Below are 15,218 nucleotides of genomic sequence, written 5' to 3'. Positions count from 1 at the left end.
TGCCATGCCCACCCTGTTTCGATTCATCTTCATTCTCGCGGCCATCGCGGGTATCGTTTACGGAAGCATGGTGTCTCTCGTCGCGATGGTAAAGCCACGGGAACGCGAAGTGACCGTGCGCATTCCCTCCGAGCGCCTCAATCCCCCCACTCCTTGAAGGGCATGAAGATCGATGTCTCGTCAGGATAGCGCACGGCTGGAAAGCTTTCTGGAAATGATGAGCGCGGAGCGCGGCGCTGCCGCCAATACGCTCGCATCCTATGAGCGCGATCTCAGCGATCTGATGGAGTTCATGGGTTCGCGAAGCGCCAGTCTCTGCGAAGCGGAGACTACCGACCTTTCCGCCTATCTCGCCCATCTCTCGGCTCAGGGTTTCGCTGCATCGTCTCAGGCCAGACGCCTGTCTTCCATGCGTCAGTTCTACAAGTTTCTCTATTCGGAGGGGCTGCGGACCGATGATCCGACCGGCATTCTGGATGCGCCGCGCAAGGGTCGCTCTCTTCCAAAAATCATGAGTGTTGCCGATGTGACCGCTCTTCTGGCACAGGCCGCGCAGGAGGCGGAGCAGGAAGGGCCGGGGCAGCTGTCACGCATCCGCATGCATCTGCTGCTGGAACTGCTCTATGCCACGGGTATGCGCGTCAGCGAACTCGTCTCGTTGCCGTTAAAGGTGCTGCGCCATGAGGGCCGCTTTTTGATGATCCGCGGCAAGGGCAACAAGGATCGCGTCGTCCTCCTCTCGCGCGCCGCAATGGACGCGATGGAGAAATATGAGCGGGCGCGCGCGGCGCTCACGGCTGCAAAGAAGCATGATATCGAAAGTCCGTGGCTTTTTCCGTCGACCGGAAAGGAAGGCCATCTGCCGCGTCAGGTTTTTGCGCGGGACCTCAAGAATATTGCCATCCGCGCAGGGCTCACCCCTTCTGCAATTTCTCCGCATGTGATGCGCCACGCCTTTGCCAGCCACCTTTTGCAGAACGGCGCGGACCTGCGCGCTGTGCAGGAACTGCTCGGTCACTCAGACATTTCCACGACACAAATTTATACACATGTGTTGGAAGAACGCCTTCAAGAACTGGTACAAACGCACCACCCTCTTGCCAAAAGCGCCAAAAACCTTGATTAGAGCGACCGGAACCGCCGGGAAGACCCGGTCAAACCTTGCGCAAAACGATCGGAAACGGATCTCATGCACAACTATCTCGACTTCGAAAAACCTATCTCGGACCTTGAAGGCAAGATTCTCGAGCTGAAGAAGCTTGCTGCCGAAGACGAGAGCATAGACACTTCGGAGGAGATTTCGCGTCTGGAGTCCCGCGTCAACGATGCGATGCAGGATATCTACTCCAAGCTCAACGCCTGGCAGAAAACGCAGGTCGCGCGCCATCCGCAGCGTCCGCATTTCACAGATTACGCCAGCAAGCTTTTCACGGATTTCACACCGCTCGCCGGTGATCGCAAATTTGCCGAAGATGCCGCCATTCAGGCAGGTCTGGGCCGTTTCAACGGCCAGCCCGTCGCCATCATCGGTCAGGAAAAGGGCAACGACACGAAGTCCCGCCTCAAGCACAATTTCGGCAGCCCGCGCCCGGAAGGATACCGCAAGGCCATCCGTGTTCTGGAACTGGCAGACCGCTTCTCGCTGCCTGTGGTAACGTTGATCGATACGGCTGGCGCCTATCCCGGCGTTGGCGCGGAAGAGCGCGGTCAGGCGGAAGCCATCGCCCGCTCCACCGAAATGTGCCTCAACGTGAAGGTTCCAATCGTCTCCGTCGTCATCGGCGAAGGCGGTTCAGGCGGCGCGATTGCCATCGCAACCGGCAACCGCGTCTACATGCTGGAACACGCAATCTATTCGGTCATCTCCCCAGAAGGTGCAGCCTCGATCCTGTGGCGCGATTCCACCCGCGCCAAGGAAGCCGCCACCAACATGAAGATCACCTCCGACGACCTGAAATCTCTCGGCGTCATCGACGGCATCATCCCCGAACCCATGGGCGGCGCCCATCGCGATCCGGCAAGTGTCATCGAAGCGACAGGCAAGACCATCGAGTCCGCATTGAAAGAACTGAGCTCGCAGTCCGGCAGCCAGATACGCGCGGAACGTCGTCAGAAATTCCTGGATATTGGACGTAGTCTGTAAGCTTAAGCTCAATACCTGCTTTAAATAATAGGGGCGCGCCGTAAAGGTCGCGCCCTTTATGTTTGACCACTGGTCTCTACACCGAGCGGGAGCCTTACGTCGGCGACCAAGCCGTACACAGATCAACAGGTTTACTTCTTCAGATAACTCTTGCCGCCATCGTCTTTAAGACAATAATGACCGCCGCGCGGCCCCGTACAATAAGAGCCTCCTCGGCACGAGCAGTCGCCGGAACTCGTTGGCGCCATATCTGAACCGTCAGACCCTAGCAGGCCTAGGCCGCCCATCGTTGCCACACAGGATTTCTTGCTGGCACTAACCGACCCATCTACACAGATGAACGTATCCCCCTGACATCTTTCAATGCCACCCTTCTTGCCGCTGCATGGAGTATTTGCTCCCACCGCCGGTGCCGCAATCCACAAAAGTCCAATGGCAACCCATAACCACTTCATGCCAGCCCCGTTTTAGAAGGTTATAATGTGGCTTATTGGTTTAGGAATACCTTATGTGACGCTTGGTGTTGAAAATGCCCTACTAGCCACGCGGAAACTGATACGTGGACAAAACGTCTAAAAGCACAATGCATTCAATGCTGCTGGAAAGTTTTTGGTGCCCCTTGCCGGAATCGAACCAGCACTCCTCTCGGAACCTGATTTTGAGTCAGGCGCGTCTACCAATTCCGCCAAAGGGGCAACTCCGAAGCGTGTCGGGTTGGTATGCGGCGGACTATACGAACCGGGTGTCTTTGGTCAACCGATTTTTGCGGAAAAAGGTAATTCACGAAACTTTGCTTGAGGTGCGCCCACAGCCGTCGATGCTGGAGATTGCAAGCGTCTGAAGACTGGATTAGAGCGGTGGGGCTTCCCGCCTTATTTTGTACCTGTTCAGGTGTTTTCAAAATTTTCCAAAGTTATGAAGGACCATCATGGCATATGCAGCCTCCTCGGCAGATAGAAGCCGCACGCTTTCAGCCGTTCTCGTTACAGCGGGAATGATTTTTACCGTGGGGTCCGCCCTCGGTTTTCAGCATATCGGTGGATATACGCCCTGCGCGCTCTGCTTGTTGCAGCGCGATCCGTATTACTATGCCATCCCGGTGGGCATTATTGCCATCGGTGCCAGCCTGTTCAAGCTGCCCGTTTGGCTGACGAGGGTGCTTCTGGTGCTGATCGGCATCGCCATGCTGATTGGTCTTGGCATGGGCGTTTATCACTCGGGCGTCGAATGGGGCTTCTGGCCGGGCCCGACGACCTGCGCCACCGGCGCGCCGTCCATCACCACCAATGCCGGAAACCTTCTGGGCGACCTCAACGCCATCAAGGCGCCGTCCTGCAATGAGGCGGCGCTGCGCGTTCTCGGTCTTTCCTTTGCCGGATGGAACGTGATTGCCAGTGCAGTGCTTGCGGCCATTGCCTTCTGGGGCGCAAGCCGCAAAAGCGTGTGAGAAGACCATGCAGCCCGGTGAAAATCAGGGCTGCAGTTCGGTATCCCAGTAGAGATAATCCATCCAGCTTTCGTGCAGGTAATTGGGCGGGAAGGACCGCCCATTATTGTGAAGATCCTGCACTGTCGGCTGATAGGGATGCTGGTGCGGGAACATTCCCGCCTGCTTGGGAAGCTTGCTGCCCTTTTTCAGATTGCAGGGCGAGCAGGCTGCCACAACATTGTGCCAGGTCGTTTCTCCGCCATGTGCACGGGGGATGACGTGATCGAACGTCAAATCCTCCCGCGAGCCGCAATACTGGCATTCGAACTTGTCCCGAAGGAACACGTTGAAGCGCGTAAAGGCGGGGTTTCGCGTGGGCTGAACATAGGTCTTGAGGCTGACGACACTTGGCAGCCGCATGGAAAAACTGGGAGAACACACCGCGTGATCATATTCAGCGATGATGTTCACACGGTCAAGAAAAACTGCCTTGATCGCGTCCTGCCAGGACCACAACGACAAGGGGTAATAACTCAGCGGCCTGTAGTCTGCGTTCAGAACGAGCGCGGGCAGGGCCTGTGGTGAAACTGCAATCGTCAAGGGCGTCTCCTGACCGATTCGGCATCTGCACTTTGTATATTAGGTCCGTTGTTACAGGATTGTGAAGCCTCTAAATGAAGCGCCGAAAGAAAGGCGGATTTCAGGCGATGGGAAGCGCTTCTCGACGCGTAATCACGGCGTAATAGGCCCAGAATATTCGCGCCGCGACAGACCTCCATGGCGACCAGAAAAGAGCCAGTGTCGACAGCTGTTTGCTGGTGGGTCTGGCTTCCAGACCGAGCGCGTGCATGACGGCCGCCTGCAATGCCACATCGCCCGCGGGAAACAGGTCGACATGCCCTTCGCAGAACATCAGATAGACCTCAGCCGTCCAGGGTCCGATGCCGCTGAGCGCGGTGAGTTGCGCAAGCGCCTGCTCGCCATTCAGTTGGCTCAGCGAAAACAGGTCCAGATCGCCATTGGCTATGGATGTCGCAAGGCCGATCAGCGTTTTCGTTTTGGCGCGGGAGAGACCGAAAGTGGCCATCTTGGTTTCGTCTACGGAAAGAAAACTCTCCGCCGTCATCGCTCCCGTCCCAGCCACCATCCGGCTCCAGATGGCATCGGCGCTTGCGCGTGAAACCATCTGTGAAACGATGATGCGGGCGAGGCCTTCGAAGCCGGGCTCTCTCAGGCGAAGCGGAATGGGGCCTGCGTTGTCGATGACACGCTCGAGTCGCGGATCGAGAATACGAAGTGCTGCGACACCTTCTTCGATATCCGCCATTGTCCGTATGATTTTCACGTTACCCCCAAAGCCTGCGATGACAAGCCGCGTTGAAACGTGGCAGAAGAAATCATGGCATCACCCATTCGTCAAAATCCGGTCTTTCGTTTTGCGCCCAGCCCCAACGGACCGCTGCATCTCGGCCACGCGCTTTCGGCGCTTTTGAACCATGATATGGCGAAGGAGCAAGGTGGCCAGTTTCTTCTGCGCATCGAGGACATAGATATTGCCCGATGTACACCCGCTTTCGAGCAGGGGATTTACGACGATCTCCACTGGCTGGGCTTGAACTGGGAGAAGCCCGTTCGTCGGCAATCGCAACATTTTGCGGAGTATCGCTCGGCACTCGAAAAGCTTATCGAGATGGGACTGGTCTACCCGTCCTTCATGAGCCGGGGCGAGATCAAGGCATTTGTGGGTCAGTACGAGGCTGATGAAAAAATCTGGCCGCGTGATCCGGATGGCGCGCCGCTTTATCCTCCGCTCGATAAGGCGCGGTCGAAGCAGGACGTCGATGCGTTGCTGGCTTCCGGTGCCAGGCACGCGTGGCGGTTGGATATGGACAAGGCGCTCTCCGTCATTTCCACGCCCCTTTACTGGAGGGAAAAACGGGAGGACGACGACGCGCTGGTTGAAGCTCAGCCCGCTCTTTGGGGGGATGTGGTTCTCTCACGTTCAGATGCACCATCCAGCTATCACCTGTCCGTGGTTCTGGATGACGCGCTTCAGGGCATAACGCATGTGGTGCGCGGGCTCGATCTTTTTCACGCAACGTCGGTTCACAGGCTGCTTCAGCATCTTCTTGGGCTGCCCATGCCGGTTTATCATCACCACCGGCTCGTGGTGGGGCCGGATGGAAAAAAGCTTTCCAAAAGCGAAGGAAGCACCGGTCTTTCAGCGCTTAGAGCAGAAGGTCGCACGCCGTCAGATATCCGCCGCCTCGTCGGCCTCTAGTGCCTGCTTCAAGCTTCCGGTGTGAATGCCCGCCTTCACTATGTGGCGCACGCGGTATTTCATCAGGGCGGCATTCACTTCCGCGCCCAGCATGAATATGACCCCGATCATGTAAAGGAACACCAGCACGATCATGACCGAGGCCAGACCGGCATAGGTGGCGGAATAATTGGCGAAGGTTGCGAGATAATAGGCAAAAATGCCCGCGCCGATGACCCAGAAAATCAGGGTCAGCAGAATGCCGGGAAGCACGTCCCAAAGCTTTCGCCGACCCGCAGGCAGCCACAAATGCGCAGCAACAAGGCCGACGGCGAGAACGATGATCGTGCCGTAAAGGCCAAGGTTCGAGATCGTCTTCAATATGTCCGTCAGAAGCGGCCAGCGCGTTTCTGCAAATCGCAGGGCGACAGGCACCGCAACCAGCACGATGCTGATGCCTGTGAAGATGATGACCGCGAGGATGACGTAAAACAGGCTGAGCAGGCGTGTGACATACCACCAGCGGGTTTCGCTGACGCGATAGGCTCGGTTGAGAGATATGCGGATGGCTTCGACTCCATTCGAGGCGAAGTAGGCTGCGGCCAATACCGAAATCGTCAGCAGGCCGCCGCGCGGAATGGTCAATACTTGCTGCACCTGCGCAGCCAGCGGCCCGGCAATCGCTTCCGGCCATGTATCGAAAATCAAATGGACAGCCGTTTCGGAAAATTGATCCGCGCCGAGAAAGCTGGCCAGCGCCGTGCCGAAAATCAGGAACGGGAAGAGCGCCAGCAGAATGGAGAGCGCCACATGGCTCGCCATTGCCCAGCCATCGTCCTCCGCGAAATGAAAATAAGCATCGAAGGCAACTTTCTGGGCGAGGCGTAAAGCGGCGACCATGTCACCTCCTTGATCGGCATTTCATTCGTAAGGTGCAATGAAATATGGGAAATCGGTTCTCGTTTGTACAGCGCTTGAGCGTTCCAATCGGTTCCATCACGAAGAAGAATTGTGCACTACTGAAACTGCGCTTAGGTTTGCCAAACGTTAAAACATCGATTCTCAAGGAAGCACATGTCCGAAAAGCCGGTGATAATCATTACGGGATGTTCCACCGGTATCGGGGCGCATTGCGCCAAGGCACTGCATGCCGATGGCTGGAGGGTGTTCGCAACCGTGCGCCGGGTGGAGGACATGGTGGAGCTGGAGCGCTCCGGCATCGAAACTCTCATCATGGATTACACCAAGCCAGAGACCATCGCAGCACTGGTCGATGAGGTGGCCGCGCGCACTGGCGGGCGCATCGATGCGCTATTTAACAACGGCGCTTATGGACAAGCGGGTGCGGTGGAGGATATTTCGGTCGAGGTTCTGCGCAGGCAGTTCGAGACCAATGTCTTCGGCTGGCATGACCTGACCTGCCGCGTGATTCCCTTGATGCGCAGGCGCGGGCAGGGCCGGATCGTTCACTGCTCCTCTATTCTCGGGCTAGTACCTTATCGGTATCGCGGCGCTTACACCGCATCGAAATTCGCCATCGAGGGACTTGGCGTGACGCTGCGCATGGAGCTGCAGGGCAGTGGCATTCATGTCAGCCTGATCGAGCCGGGGCCGATTGCGACCAACTTCACGCCAACGGCGCTCAAGCACATCAGGGACAATATCGATCTCGAAAACTCCGCGCACGCGGCGGAATATCGCAGGCAGCTTGCGCGGCTGGATGGCACCGGCCCGGTCAACAAGCACAAGCTTGGACCGGAAGCGGTCTACAAGGAACTGAGACACGCTTTGACGGCACCTCGGCCAAAGCCGCATTACGTCATCACCACTCCGGCGAAACAGGGCGTGTTGCTCAAGCGACTTTTGCCCGCTTCACTGTTTTACCGCGTTCTTCGCAAGTTCGATTAGAGCGTTTCCTTGTTAAATGGAAACGTTCTGCCGGGCATCTTTCCGCCAGGCTCAAAGGCGATCGGCTCGACCGTACCTTTGGGTATGCCCTTCGCCAATCGCCTTTGCCCTGACAAAAACCTGCTCCGGCAGAACTGTTTCCATTTAACAAGAAAACGCTCTAGCAAATGCCTAAGCTGATCAGTTAGAACGGTTTCAAAGTCTTGAGGGAGGTTAGCGCATGTCCAGTTTTACAACCGTTCTCGCGGTCATCGTTATGGGGCTGGTCGTGCTGGTGCTCATACGCGGGCTGTTCAACATGGTGAAAGGCACGGACGCCAATCGCTCCAACAAGCTCATGCAGCTTAGATTGCTGCTTCAGGCCATCGCCATCGTGCTGATCATGTTCACCCTGTGGCTGACGGGCGGCGGGCGCTGAGCATGGTAAAGCTGAACAAGATTTACACGCGCACGGGTGACGACGGTACGACGGCGCTGGTTTCCGGGCCACGCCGGGCAAAGCATGATCTGCGCGTGGAAAGCTATGGCGACGTAGATGAAACCAACTCCGTCATCGGCATGGCGCGCCTCCACACGAAGGAATTGCCGGAACTGGACGCCATGCTCTTCCGCATCCAGAACGATCTTTTCGATTTAGGCGCGGACCTCGCAACACCGGATGACGGCAAGCCGCTGTCTTATGAGCCGCTCAGGATCATAGAGTCTCAGGTTAGCCGTATCGAGAGCGAGATCGACGCGTTGAACGAAGGGCTCGAGCCGCTCAAATCATTCGTGCTGCCCGGCGGTTCTGCCGCTGCCGCTTACTTGCATCTGGCGCGCACCGTTTCCAGGCGGGCGGAGCGCAGAATGGTGGAGCTTTCGCGGCTGGAAGGCGAGGCGGTCAGCGATGCCGCGCTGAAATATATCAACCGCCTGTCCGATTTTCTGTTCGTTGCAGCACGCTTTGCCAATCATGCGGGGGATGCGGCAAAGTTGGATGTGCTGTGGGTGCCGGGACAGAATCGCTAAGCCGGAACCGTTGAGCGGAAAGATCGAGGTCGTCTTCACATGTTCATTCCGCTGCATGACGCGAACTCGCTCAAGCACATCAAGCTGCAATATGTCACGCTGACGCTGATTGGCATCAACATTCTCGTCTGGTTGGTTGCGGGCGCTTTTTCCTCTGAAGAGCAGGCCAACGCCGCCATTCTCGGGCTTGGCTTCATCCCAGCGGTTGTCTTCGATTATGCGATCCTCGATGACGCGATGAAAATCGTACCGACCGATGCCACGGTGCTGACCTACGCCTTTCTGCATCTCGGCTTCCTGCATCTGGCGTCCAACATGGTTTTTCTCTGGGTCTTCGGCGATAATGTCGAAGATGCCTTCGGCCATCTGCGATTTCTGATTTTCTATCTGGCCTGCGCCGCTGCCGGAGCCTTGTTCCACGCTCTGATCGAGCCAGCGTCTCAAGGTCCGCTGATTGGCGCGTCCGGGGCGGTCTCCGGCGTTGTCGCCGCTTATCTTCTGCTCCATCCAAAGGTGCGGGTCTGGGTGCTGGTTTTCATGCGCATACCCATTCCCTTGCCAGCCTTCATTCCGCTTGCCTTCTGGGTGGCGCAGCAGTTTTTCATGCTGCTTTTTGGGCTGGAGCAGGGCGTTTCATGGGCTGCGCATGTGGGTGGCATCATGGCTGGTTTGGTTCTCGTGCTTTTCTTCCGCAGGCGTGGCGTGCCTCTGTTCGACCGTCAGATCGTGACCCCGCGCGCCGTGCAGCATAAAAATCAGGGGCCGCAAAGCGCTCTCGTGTCGCAAACGGAACGGCCATTCGATGGCGTTCCGTGAAAATTATTCTGAAGCCGTGTATTTACGTTAACGTCAACGTAAGATATCCCGGAAGTGCATGACGCCATGAGCATTGTTCCGTTGAACTTGATGGAAAAATGCGTATCCATGGCTCGACTTGATTATCAGGAGGACCGTCGAGCGTTCGCGTTCATGGTCAGGAGTTGAGAGAAGGCTACCGATGAAGATTCTTGTGCCTGTGAAGCGTGTGGTGGACTACAACGTGAAGATCCGCGTGAAAGCGGATGGTTCCGGTGTTGAGCTTGCCAACGTCAAGATGTCGATGAACCCGTTTGACGAAATCTCGGTTGAAGAAGCGCTGCGCCTGAAGGAGGCGGGCAAGGCGGAGGAAGTGGTGGTCGTGTCCATCGGCCCTGCAAAGGCTGAAGAGACGCTGCGCACCGCGCTCGCCATGGGCGCCGACCGCGCAATCCTCATCGAAACCGACGAAACGGTTGAGCCGCTCGCGGTTGCCAAGCTCTTGAAGGGCGTGGTCGAGGCTGAGAACCCCGGCCTCGTCATCGTCGGCAAGCAGGCCATCGATGACGATTCGAACCAGACCGGCCAGATGCTGGCTGCTCTTCTCGGCTGGGGTCAGGGCACATTTGCCTCCAAGGTCGAACCCTCCGATGGCAAGGTTGCCGTCACTCGTGAAGTGGATGGCGGTCTCCAGACCGTTGAACTGAAGCTGCCAGCCGTCGTCACCACGGACCTGCGTCTCAACGAGCCACGCTATGCCTCGCTGCCGAACATCATGAAGGCCAAGAAGAAGCCGCTGGACAAGAAGTCGCCTGCCGATTTCGGCGTCGATACCGCACCGCGCCTCAAGGTTCTGAAGACCGAGGAGCCCGCTGGCCGCAAGGCAGGCGTCAAGGTCGGCTCGGTTGCCGAACTGGTGTCCAAGCTTAAAGCTGACGGCGTAATCTAAGGAAAGCGAAAGGGAGATCAAATATGGCCATTCTTCTTCTGGCAGAACACGACAATGCAACCCTTTCCGACCAGACGGCGAAAACGCTGACGGCGGCAACGCAAATTGGTGGCGACGTCCATGTGCTGGTCGCAGGCGCCAGTGCAAAGGCCGCAGCCGATGAGGCTGCCAAGCTTTCCGGCGTCTCGAAAGTTCTTCTTGCTGACGATGCTTCCTATGCGAACCAGTTGGCGGAGCCACTTGCGGCACTTCTCGTTTCGCTTGCCGCATCCTATGACGTGATCATCGCCCCTGCGACGGCATCGGCCAAGAACGTGCTTCCGCGCGTGGCCGCTCTTCTGGACGTTGCGCAGGTGTCGGAAATCACCGAAGTCGTGTCCGCCGACACCTTCAAGCGTCCGATCTATGCCGGCAACGCCATTCAAACCGTTCAGGCAACGGACGCCAAGAAGGTTATCACCGTTCGTACCGCGTCCTTTGCTCCGGCACAGGCTGGCGGTTCTGCTTCCGTCGAAACCGTCTCGGCTGCAGAAAACCCCGGCGTGTCCTCTTTCGTCTCGGATGCGCTGGCCTCTTCGGACCGCCCGGAACTAACCTCTGCCAAGATCATCATCTCCGGTGGTCGTGCACTCGGTTCTTCGGAAAAGTTCAAGGAAGTCATTCTGCCGGTTGCCGACAAGCTCGGTGCTGCCGTTGGCGCATCGCGTGCGGCGGTGGATGCCGGTTATGCTCCGAACGACTGGCAGGTTGGCCAGACAGGTAAGGTGGTTGCGCCGCAGCTTTACATCGCAGCGGGCATTTCCGGTGCCATCCAGCATCTGGCCGGCATGAAGGACTCGAAGGTCATCGTCGCCATCAACAAGGATGAGGAGGCCCCGATCTTCCAGGTTGCCGATTACGGCCTAGTCGCAGACCTCTTCGACGCTCTCCCAGAGCTTGAAAAAGCAATCTGATAGCGGCATTGATACAGGCGGCGCGTTTTTTGAAAACGCGCCGCTTTTGTTTTTCGAGAATATCCGTAACATCGCGTTCCAAGCGCATGCTGCGCCAGACCAGACCCGACAGGAGAAATACGCATGACCGCCCCAATCAAAAACATCGGTGTTATCGGAGCCGGTCAGATGGGCTGCGGTATTGCGCATGTTTCCGCGCTGGCAGGCTACAAGGTCCACATCTATGATCTTTCCAAGGATCGTATCGAGGCGGGCCTCGCCACCATAAACGGCAACCTCGCCCGTCAGGTCAGCAACGGCAAGCTTGAGGATGATGCCCGCAAATCGGCGCTCGGCCTCATCGGCGGCTCGTCCGATCTCAACGATCTCGCAGCCATGGACCTCGTTATCGAGGCGGCGACGGAGCATGAAGAAACCAAGCGCAAGATTTATGCGCAGGTCTGCCCCGTCTTAAAGCCGGAAGCCCTGCTGGCCACCAATACATCGTCGCTTTCCATCACCCGTCTGGCTTCGGCGACCGACCGCCCGGAGCAGTTCATGGGCATCCACTTCATGAACCCCGTTCCGGTGATGAAGCTGGTCGAACTGGTGCGCGGTATCGCAACCGGTGAAAAGACCTTCGAAACCGCGAAGGACTATGTACGCTCGCTGGACAAGGCAATCACGGTCGCCGAAGATTTTCCGGCCTTCATCGTCAACCGCATTCTGTTGCCCATGATCAACGAGGCGATCTATACCCTTTATGAAGGCGTGGGCACGGTCGAGGCCATCGACACCGCCATGAAACTCGGCGCCAACCACCCGATGGGCCCGCTCCAGCTTGCCGATTTCATCGGTCTCGACACCTGTCTCTCGATCATGCAGGTGCTGCATGACGGTCTGGCCGACAGCAAATACCGCCCGTGCCCGCTGCTGGTAAAATACGTCGAAGCTGGCTGGCTCGGCCGCAAATCGGGCCGAGGCTTTTACGACTACCGCGGCGAAACGCCGGTTCCGACGCGTTAAATCGAACGAACCACCTTAAGTTAGGTCAGAGGAGTCATTACCGCGCGCTGATAGGCTTCACGACCCTTAAGGCGTTGGTACCATGCTTCGAGGTTGGGAAGAGCAGGCCGCTCGATAGGCATTTCAAACCAAGCATAGGCGAAACAGCCTAGCGGAATATCTCCTATTCCGAACGTGTCTCCCGAGAGATAATCCTGCCTGGCCAATGCTTCGTCAGGCATCCTCAACAGCTTGCCCACCGCTTCGCGGGCGGTATTGATTTTGGCCATGTCACGCTGATCTTCCGGCGTGCGCACCATGCCCCAGAAAAGATCGCGGAAAGTGCCTGCAAGCGCAGACGTTGCCCAGTCCATCCATTTTTCAGCTTGAGCACGGGCAATGGGGTCGGTGAGGTTGAGCGCGCCGTCTCCGTACCGTGTTGCCAGATAGCGCACGATGGTATTGGATTCCCAGAGAACGTCATCGCCATCCTGAATTACAGGTACCAGCCCATTCGGGTTCATGGCGCGATAGGCGGGATCGTTTACGAGGCCAAACGCTCCACCAGCATCAATACGCTGGTGCACGAGATCAAGTTCCTCGACTACCCATAAGACTTTTCTGACATTGGTCGAGTTGATGCGACCCCAGATTTTAAGCATAAAATTTATCCTTAGAGAGCAGTTGCTTTGTCAATAAGTGCCTTAGCATCGGGACTATCCCACGCTGCGGGGCCGTTCATGGAGCCAAGCAGGCAGCCTTTATCGTCCAGCAGCAGGGTCGCGGGCAGGCCGAAGGCGAGGCCTTCCTTCTTCAGTGCGTTGAAGACGCCCATCGAGCTATCGCGATAGAGTTTCAGCGAATCGATCTTGTATTCGCTCATGAAGGCTTTCGGCTTTTCGTCGCCGCCGGTGTCGATGTTGACGGTGACGACTTCGAAATTATTGCTGCCTTTTTCCTTCTCAAGCGCGTTGAGCGCAGGCATTTCTTCGCGGCAGGGCACGCACCATGTGGCCCAGAGGTTGAGCAGCACCGTTTTGCCTTTGAGATCTGCCTGCGTCATCGCATTGCCCTCGGGAGACTTGAAGGAAAGCGGGATGATGCGTGGCTTGTCGCTGGCGGACATGGCGGCGATCTGGCCTTTCAGGAGGGGATCGATGGAGGCGATGCGCTTTGCCGCACCTTCACATAAAGCCGCATCCGCAGCCGCTGCCCCTTGAACCTGACCTTCAGACCCAATATGCCTGAACAATACCACTCCCCCGCCGCTGACGATGCCGGCGATGGCGGCAATTGCAACAAGTCTGGCGGATGGAAGCCTGAAAGGCCTTTTTTCTGTCATCGAATACTCCAGGGGCACGCATATTATGGCTGACGGCACCGAACAGAAATCCTCCAACCAGATGTGGGGCGGGCGTTTCGCTTCCGGTCCTTCGGCCATCATGGAAGAGATAAATGCCTCCATCGGCTTCGACAAGAAGCTTTATGCTCAGGATATACGCGGCTCTGTGGCGCATGCCACCATGCTTGCCGCAAAAGGCATTATTTCCGCGGAAGATAAAGACAAGATCATTCACGGGCTGAACACTATCCTGTCAGAGATCGAGGCCGGAACTTTCGAGTTTTCGCGCAAGCTCGAAGACATTCATATGAACATCGAAGCGCGTCTCGCGAACCTTATCGGCACGGCTGCCGGTCGCCTGCATACGGCCCGTTCGCGCAATGACCAAGTGGCGCTCGATTTCCGCCTCTGGGTCAAGGAAGAGCTTCAAAAGACGGAAGCCATGCTGAGCGCCTTGATCGCGGCGTTTCTTGATCGCGCAGAACAGCATGCCGATACGGTCATGCCCGGCTTCACTCACTTGCAGACGGCGCAGCCGGTAACTTTCGGCCACCATTGCATGGCCTATGTGGAAATGTTCGGACGTGACCGCGCCCGCGTTCGCCACGCCATCGAGCATCTGGACGAAAGCCCGATTGGCGCTGCAGCACTTGCCGGAACCGGTTACCCGATCGATCGTCACATGACCGCAAATGCGCTCGGCTTCCGTGAACCGACGCGCAACTCCATCGATACCGTATCGGATCGCGATTTTGCGCTGGAGTTCCTCTCCATCGCGTCCATCTGCGCTACGCATCTTTCGCGTCTGGCAGAAGAAATCGTCATCTGGTCCACGCCGCAATTCGGCTTCATCCGCCTGTCGGATGCATTTTCCACCGGCTCTTCCATTATGCCGCAGAAGAAGAACCCGGATGCTGCCGAACTGGTGCGCGCCAAGACCGGTCGTATCAACGGCTCGCTGATCGCGCTTCTGACGGTGATGAAGGGTCTGCCGCTTGCCTATTCCAAGGACATGCAGGAAGACAAGGAACAGGTTTTCGATGCGGCGGAAAGCCTCGAGCTTGCGATTGCGGCGATGACCGGAATGATCCGTGATCTGGAGGTGCGTGCCGACAAGATGCGCGCCGCTGCCGGTTCCGGCTATTCCACGGCCACTGATCTCGCCGACTGGCTGGTTCGCGAGGCGGGTCTGCCGTTCCGCGATGCACACCATGCCACAGGCCATGCGGTTGCTCTGGCGGAGAAGAAAGGCTGCGATCTGGCCGATCTTTCGCTTGAAGAATTGCAGGAGATCAACCCGGCCATTACCGCCAGCGTTTTCGATGTTCTGTCCGTCGAGGCATCCGTTGCCAGCCGTACCAGCTTCGGCGGCACTGCGCCTTCGGAAGTGCGCAAGCAGGTCGCATGGTGGCGGGGCCGGAACTGATCAATCCGGCGTGACATCAAC

General features: G+C 57.4%; 18 protein-coding genes and 1 tRNA gene. 13 read left to right on the top strand and 6 right to left on the bottom strand.

Translation table 11 applies throughout. The features are described 5' to 3' along the window. Nucleotides 1–4 precede the first annotated feature (4 nt). The 3 genes from CFBP5473_RS18215 (at nucleotide 5) to CFBP5473_RS18205 (ending at nucleotide 2,143) form a co-directional block, all read left to right on the top strand. Complete coding sequence (locus CFBP5473_RS18215; RefSeq protein ID WP_027674052.1) at nucleotides 5–157, top strand: hypothetical protein; 153 nt, start codon at nucleotides 5–7, stop codon at nucleotides 155–157. Nucleotides 158–172: 15 nt separating this feature from the next. Continuing rightward, a complete protein-coding gene (gene xerD, locus CFBP5473_RS18210; protein WP_027674053.1) occupies nucleotides 173–1,126 on the top strand; it encodes a site-specific tyrosine recombinase XerD in 954 nt (317 codons plus the stop codon). Nucleotides 1,127–1,189: 63 nt separating this feature from the next. Then, nucleotides 1,190–2,143, top strand: a complete 954-nt coding sequence (locus CFBP5473_RS18205; protein ID WP_027674054.1) for an acetyl-CoA carboxylase carboxyltransferase subunit alpha — start codon at nucleotides 1,190–1,192, stop codon at nucleotides 2,141–2,143. Between the two features lie 610 nt (nucleotides 2,144–2,753). Here CFBP5473_RS18205 and CFBP5473_RS18195 read toward each other — a convergent pair. Then, nucleotides 2,754–2,838 (bottom strand) — tRNA-Leu (locus CFBP5473_RS18195). A gap of 233 nt (nucleotides 2,839–3,071) precedes the next feature. Here CFBP5473_RS18195 and CFBP5473_RS18190 point away from each other — a divergent pair. Continuing rightward, a complete protein-coding gene (locus CFBP5473_RS18190; protein WP_027674055.1) occupies nucleotides 3,072–3,590 on the top strand; it encodes a disulfide bond formation protein B in 519 nt (172 codons plus the stop codon). A 24-nt stretch (nucleotides 3,591–3,614) separates the two neighbouring features. On the opposite strand, the gene CFBP5473_RS18185 is transcribed toward CFBP5473_RS18190, so the two are convergent. Next, a complete protein-coding gene (locus tag CFBP5473_RS18185) occupies nucleotides 3,615–4,172 on the bottom strand; it encodes an HNH endonuclease (protein WP_027674056.1) in 558 nt (185 codons plus the stop codon). Nucleotides 4,173–4,272: 100 nt separating this feature from the next. Next, complete coding sequence (locus CFBP5473_RS18180; RefSeq protein WP_169696907.1) at nucleotides 4,273–4,899, bottom strand: DNA-3-methyladenine glycosylase family protein; 627 nt, start codon at nucleotides 4,897–4,899, stop codon at nucleotides 4,273–4,275. Between the two features lie 72 nt (nucleotides 4,900–4,971). On the opposite strand from CFBP5473_RS18180, the gene gluQRS reads away from it, so the two are divergent. Next, nucleotides 4,972–5,853 (top strand): tRNA glutamyl-Q(34) synthetase GluQRS, encoded by an 882-nt coding sequence (gene gluQRS, locus CFBP5473_RS18175; protein WP_037170717.1) that lies wholly within the window; start codon nucleotides 4,972–4,974, stop codon nucleotides 5,851–5,853. Here the strand turns inward: gluQRS and CFBP5473_RS18170 are convergent. Next, nucleotides 5,824–6,732, bottom strand: a complete 909-nt coding sequence (locus tag CFBP5473_RS18170) for a YihY/virulence factor BrkB family protein (protein ID WP_027674059.1) — start codon at nucleotides 6,730–6,732, stop codon at nucleotides 5,824–5,826. The two genes, gluQRS and CFBP5473_RS18170, sit on opposite strands and share 30 nt — an antisense overlap. Before the next feature lie 174 nt (nucleotides 6,733–6,906). Between CFBP5473_RS18170 and CFBP5473_RS18165 the strand changes: the two genes are divergently transcribed. From CFBP5473_RS18165 to CFBP5473_RS18135, 7 genes are all read left to right on the top strand, one after another. Next, complete coding sequence (locus CFBP5473_RS18165; protein ID WP_027674060.1) at nucleotides 6,907–7,740, top strand: SDR family oxidoreductase; 834 nt, start codon at nucleotides 6,907–6,909, stop codon at nucleotides 7,738–7,740. Between the two features lie 220 nt (nucleotides 7,741–7,960). Beyond that, nucleotides 7,961–8,158 (top strand): twin transmembrane helix small protein, encoded by a 198-nt coding sequence (locus tag CFBP5473_RS18160; RefSeq protein WP_027674061.1) that lies wholly within the window; start codon nucleotides 7,961–7,963, stop codon nucleotides 8,156–8,158. Between the two features lie 2 nt (nucleotides 8,159–8,160). Next, a complete protein-coding gene (locus CFBP5473_RS18155) occupies nucleotides 8,161–8,748 on the top strand; it encodes a cob(I)yrinic acid a,c-diamide adenosyltransferase (protein WP_027674062.1) in 588 nt (195 codons plus the stop codon). 39 nt (nucleotides 8,749–8,787) lie between these two features. Next, nucleotides 8,788–9,564 carry a rhomboid family intramembrane serine protease gene (locus CFBP5473_RS18150; protein ID WP_027674063.1) on the top strand — a complete coding sequence of 259 codons (777 nt, stop codon included), beginning with the start codon at nucleotides 8,788–8,790 and terminating at the stop codon, nucleotides 9,562–9,564. A 181-nt stretch (nucleotides 9,565–9,745) separates the two neighbouring features. Continuing rightward, a complete protein-coding gene (locus tag CFBP5473_RS18145) occupies nucleotides 9,746–10,492 on the top strand; it encodes an electron transfer flavoprotein subunit beta/FixA family protein (protein WP_027674064.1) in 747 nt (248 codons plus the stop codon). A gap of 23 nt (nucleotides 10,493–10,515) precedes the next feature. Beyond that, a complete protein-coding gene (locus CFBP5473_RS18140) occupies nucleotides 10,516–11,445 on the top strand; it encodes an electron transfer flavoprotein subunit alpha/FixB family protein (RefSeq protein WP_027674065.1) in 930 nt (309 codons plus the stop codon). Nucleotides 11,446–11,568: 123 nt separating this feature from the next. Then, nucleotides 11,569–12,450, top strand: a complete 882-nt coding sequence (locus tag CFBP5473_RS18135; RefSeq protein ID WP_027674066.1) for a 3-hydroxybutyryl-CoA dehydrogenase — start codon at nucleotides 11,569–11,571, stop codon at nucleotides 12,448–12,450. A 20-nt stretch (nucleotides 12,451–12,470) separates the two neighbouring features. On the opposite strand, the gene CFBP5473_RS18130 is transcribed toward CFBP5473_RS18135, so the two are convergent. Continuing rightward, the gene (locus tag CFBP5473_RS18130) at nucleotides 12,471–13,091 is read right to left on the bottom strand and encodes a glutathione S-transferase (protein ID WP_027674067.1); all 621 of its coding nucleotides are present in this window, start codon (nucleotides 13,089–13,091) and stop codon (nucleotides 12,471–12,473) included. Nucleotides 13,092–13,102: 11 nt separating this feature from the next. Next, a complete protein-coding gene (gene tlpA, locus CFBP5473_RS18125; RefSeq protein ID WP_027674068.1) occupies nucleotides 13,103–13,771 on the bottom strand; it encodes a thiol:disulfide interchange protein TlpA in 669 nt (222 codons plus the stop codon). Nucleotides 13,772–13,796: 25 nt separating this feature from the next. Between tlpA and argH the strand changes: the two genes are divergently transcribed. Beyond that, nucleotides 13,797–15,197, top strand: coding sequence for an argininosuccinate lyase (gene argH, locus CFBP5473_RS18120; protein ID WP_027674069.1), 1,401 nt, complete (start codon nucleotides 13,797–13,799; stop codon nucleotides 15,195–15,197). Nucleotides 15,198–15,218 lie beyond the last annotated feature (21 nt).

This window comes from Agrobacterium larrymoorei (assembly GCF_005145045.1).
Taxonomy (GTDB): domain Bacteria; phylum Pseudomonadota; class Alphaproteobacteria; order Rhizobiales; family Rhizobiaceae; genus Agrobacterium; species Agrobacterium larrymoorei.
This window is presented reverse-complemented; position numbering and strand designations above follow the sequence as displayed.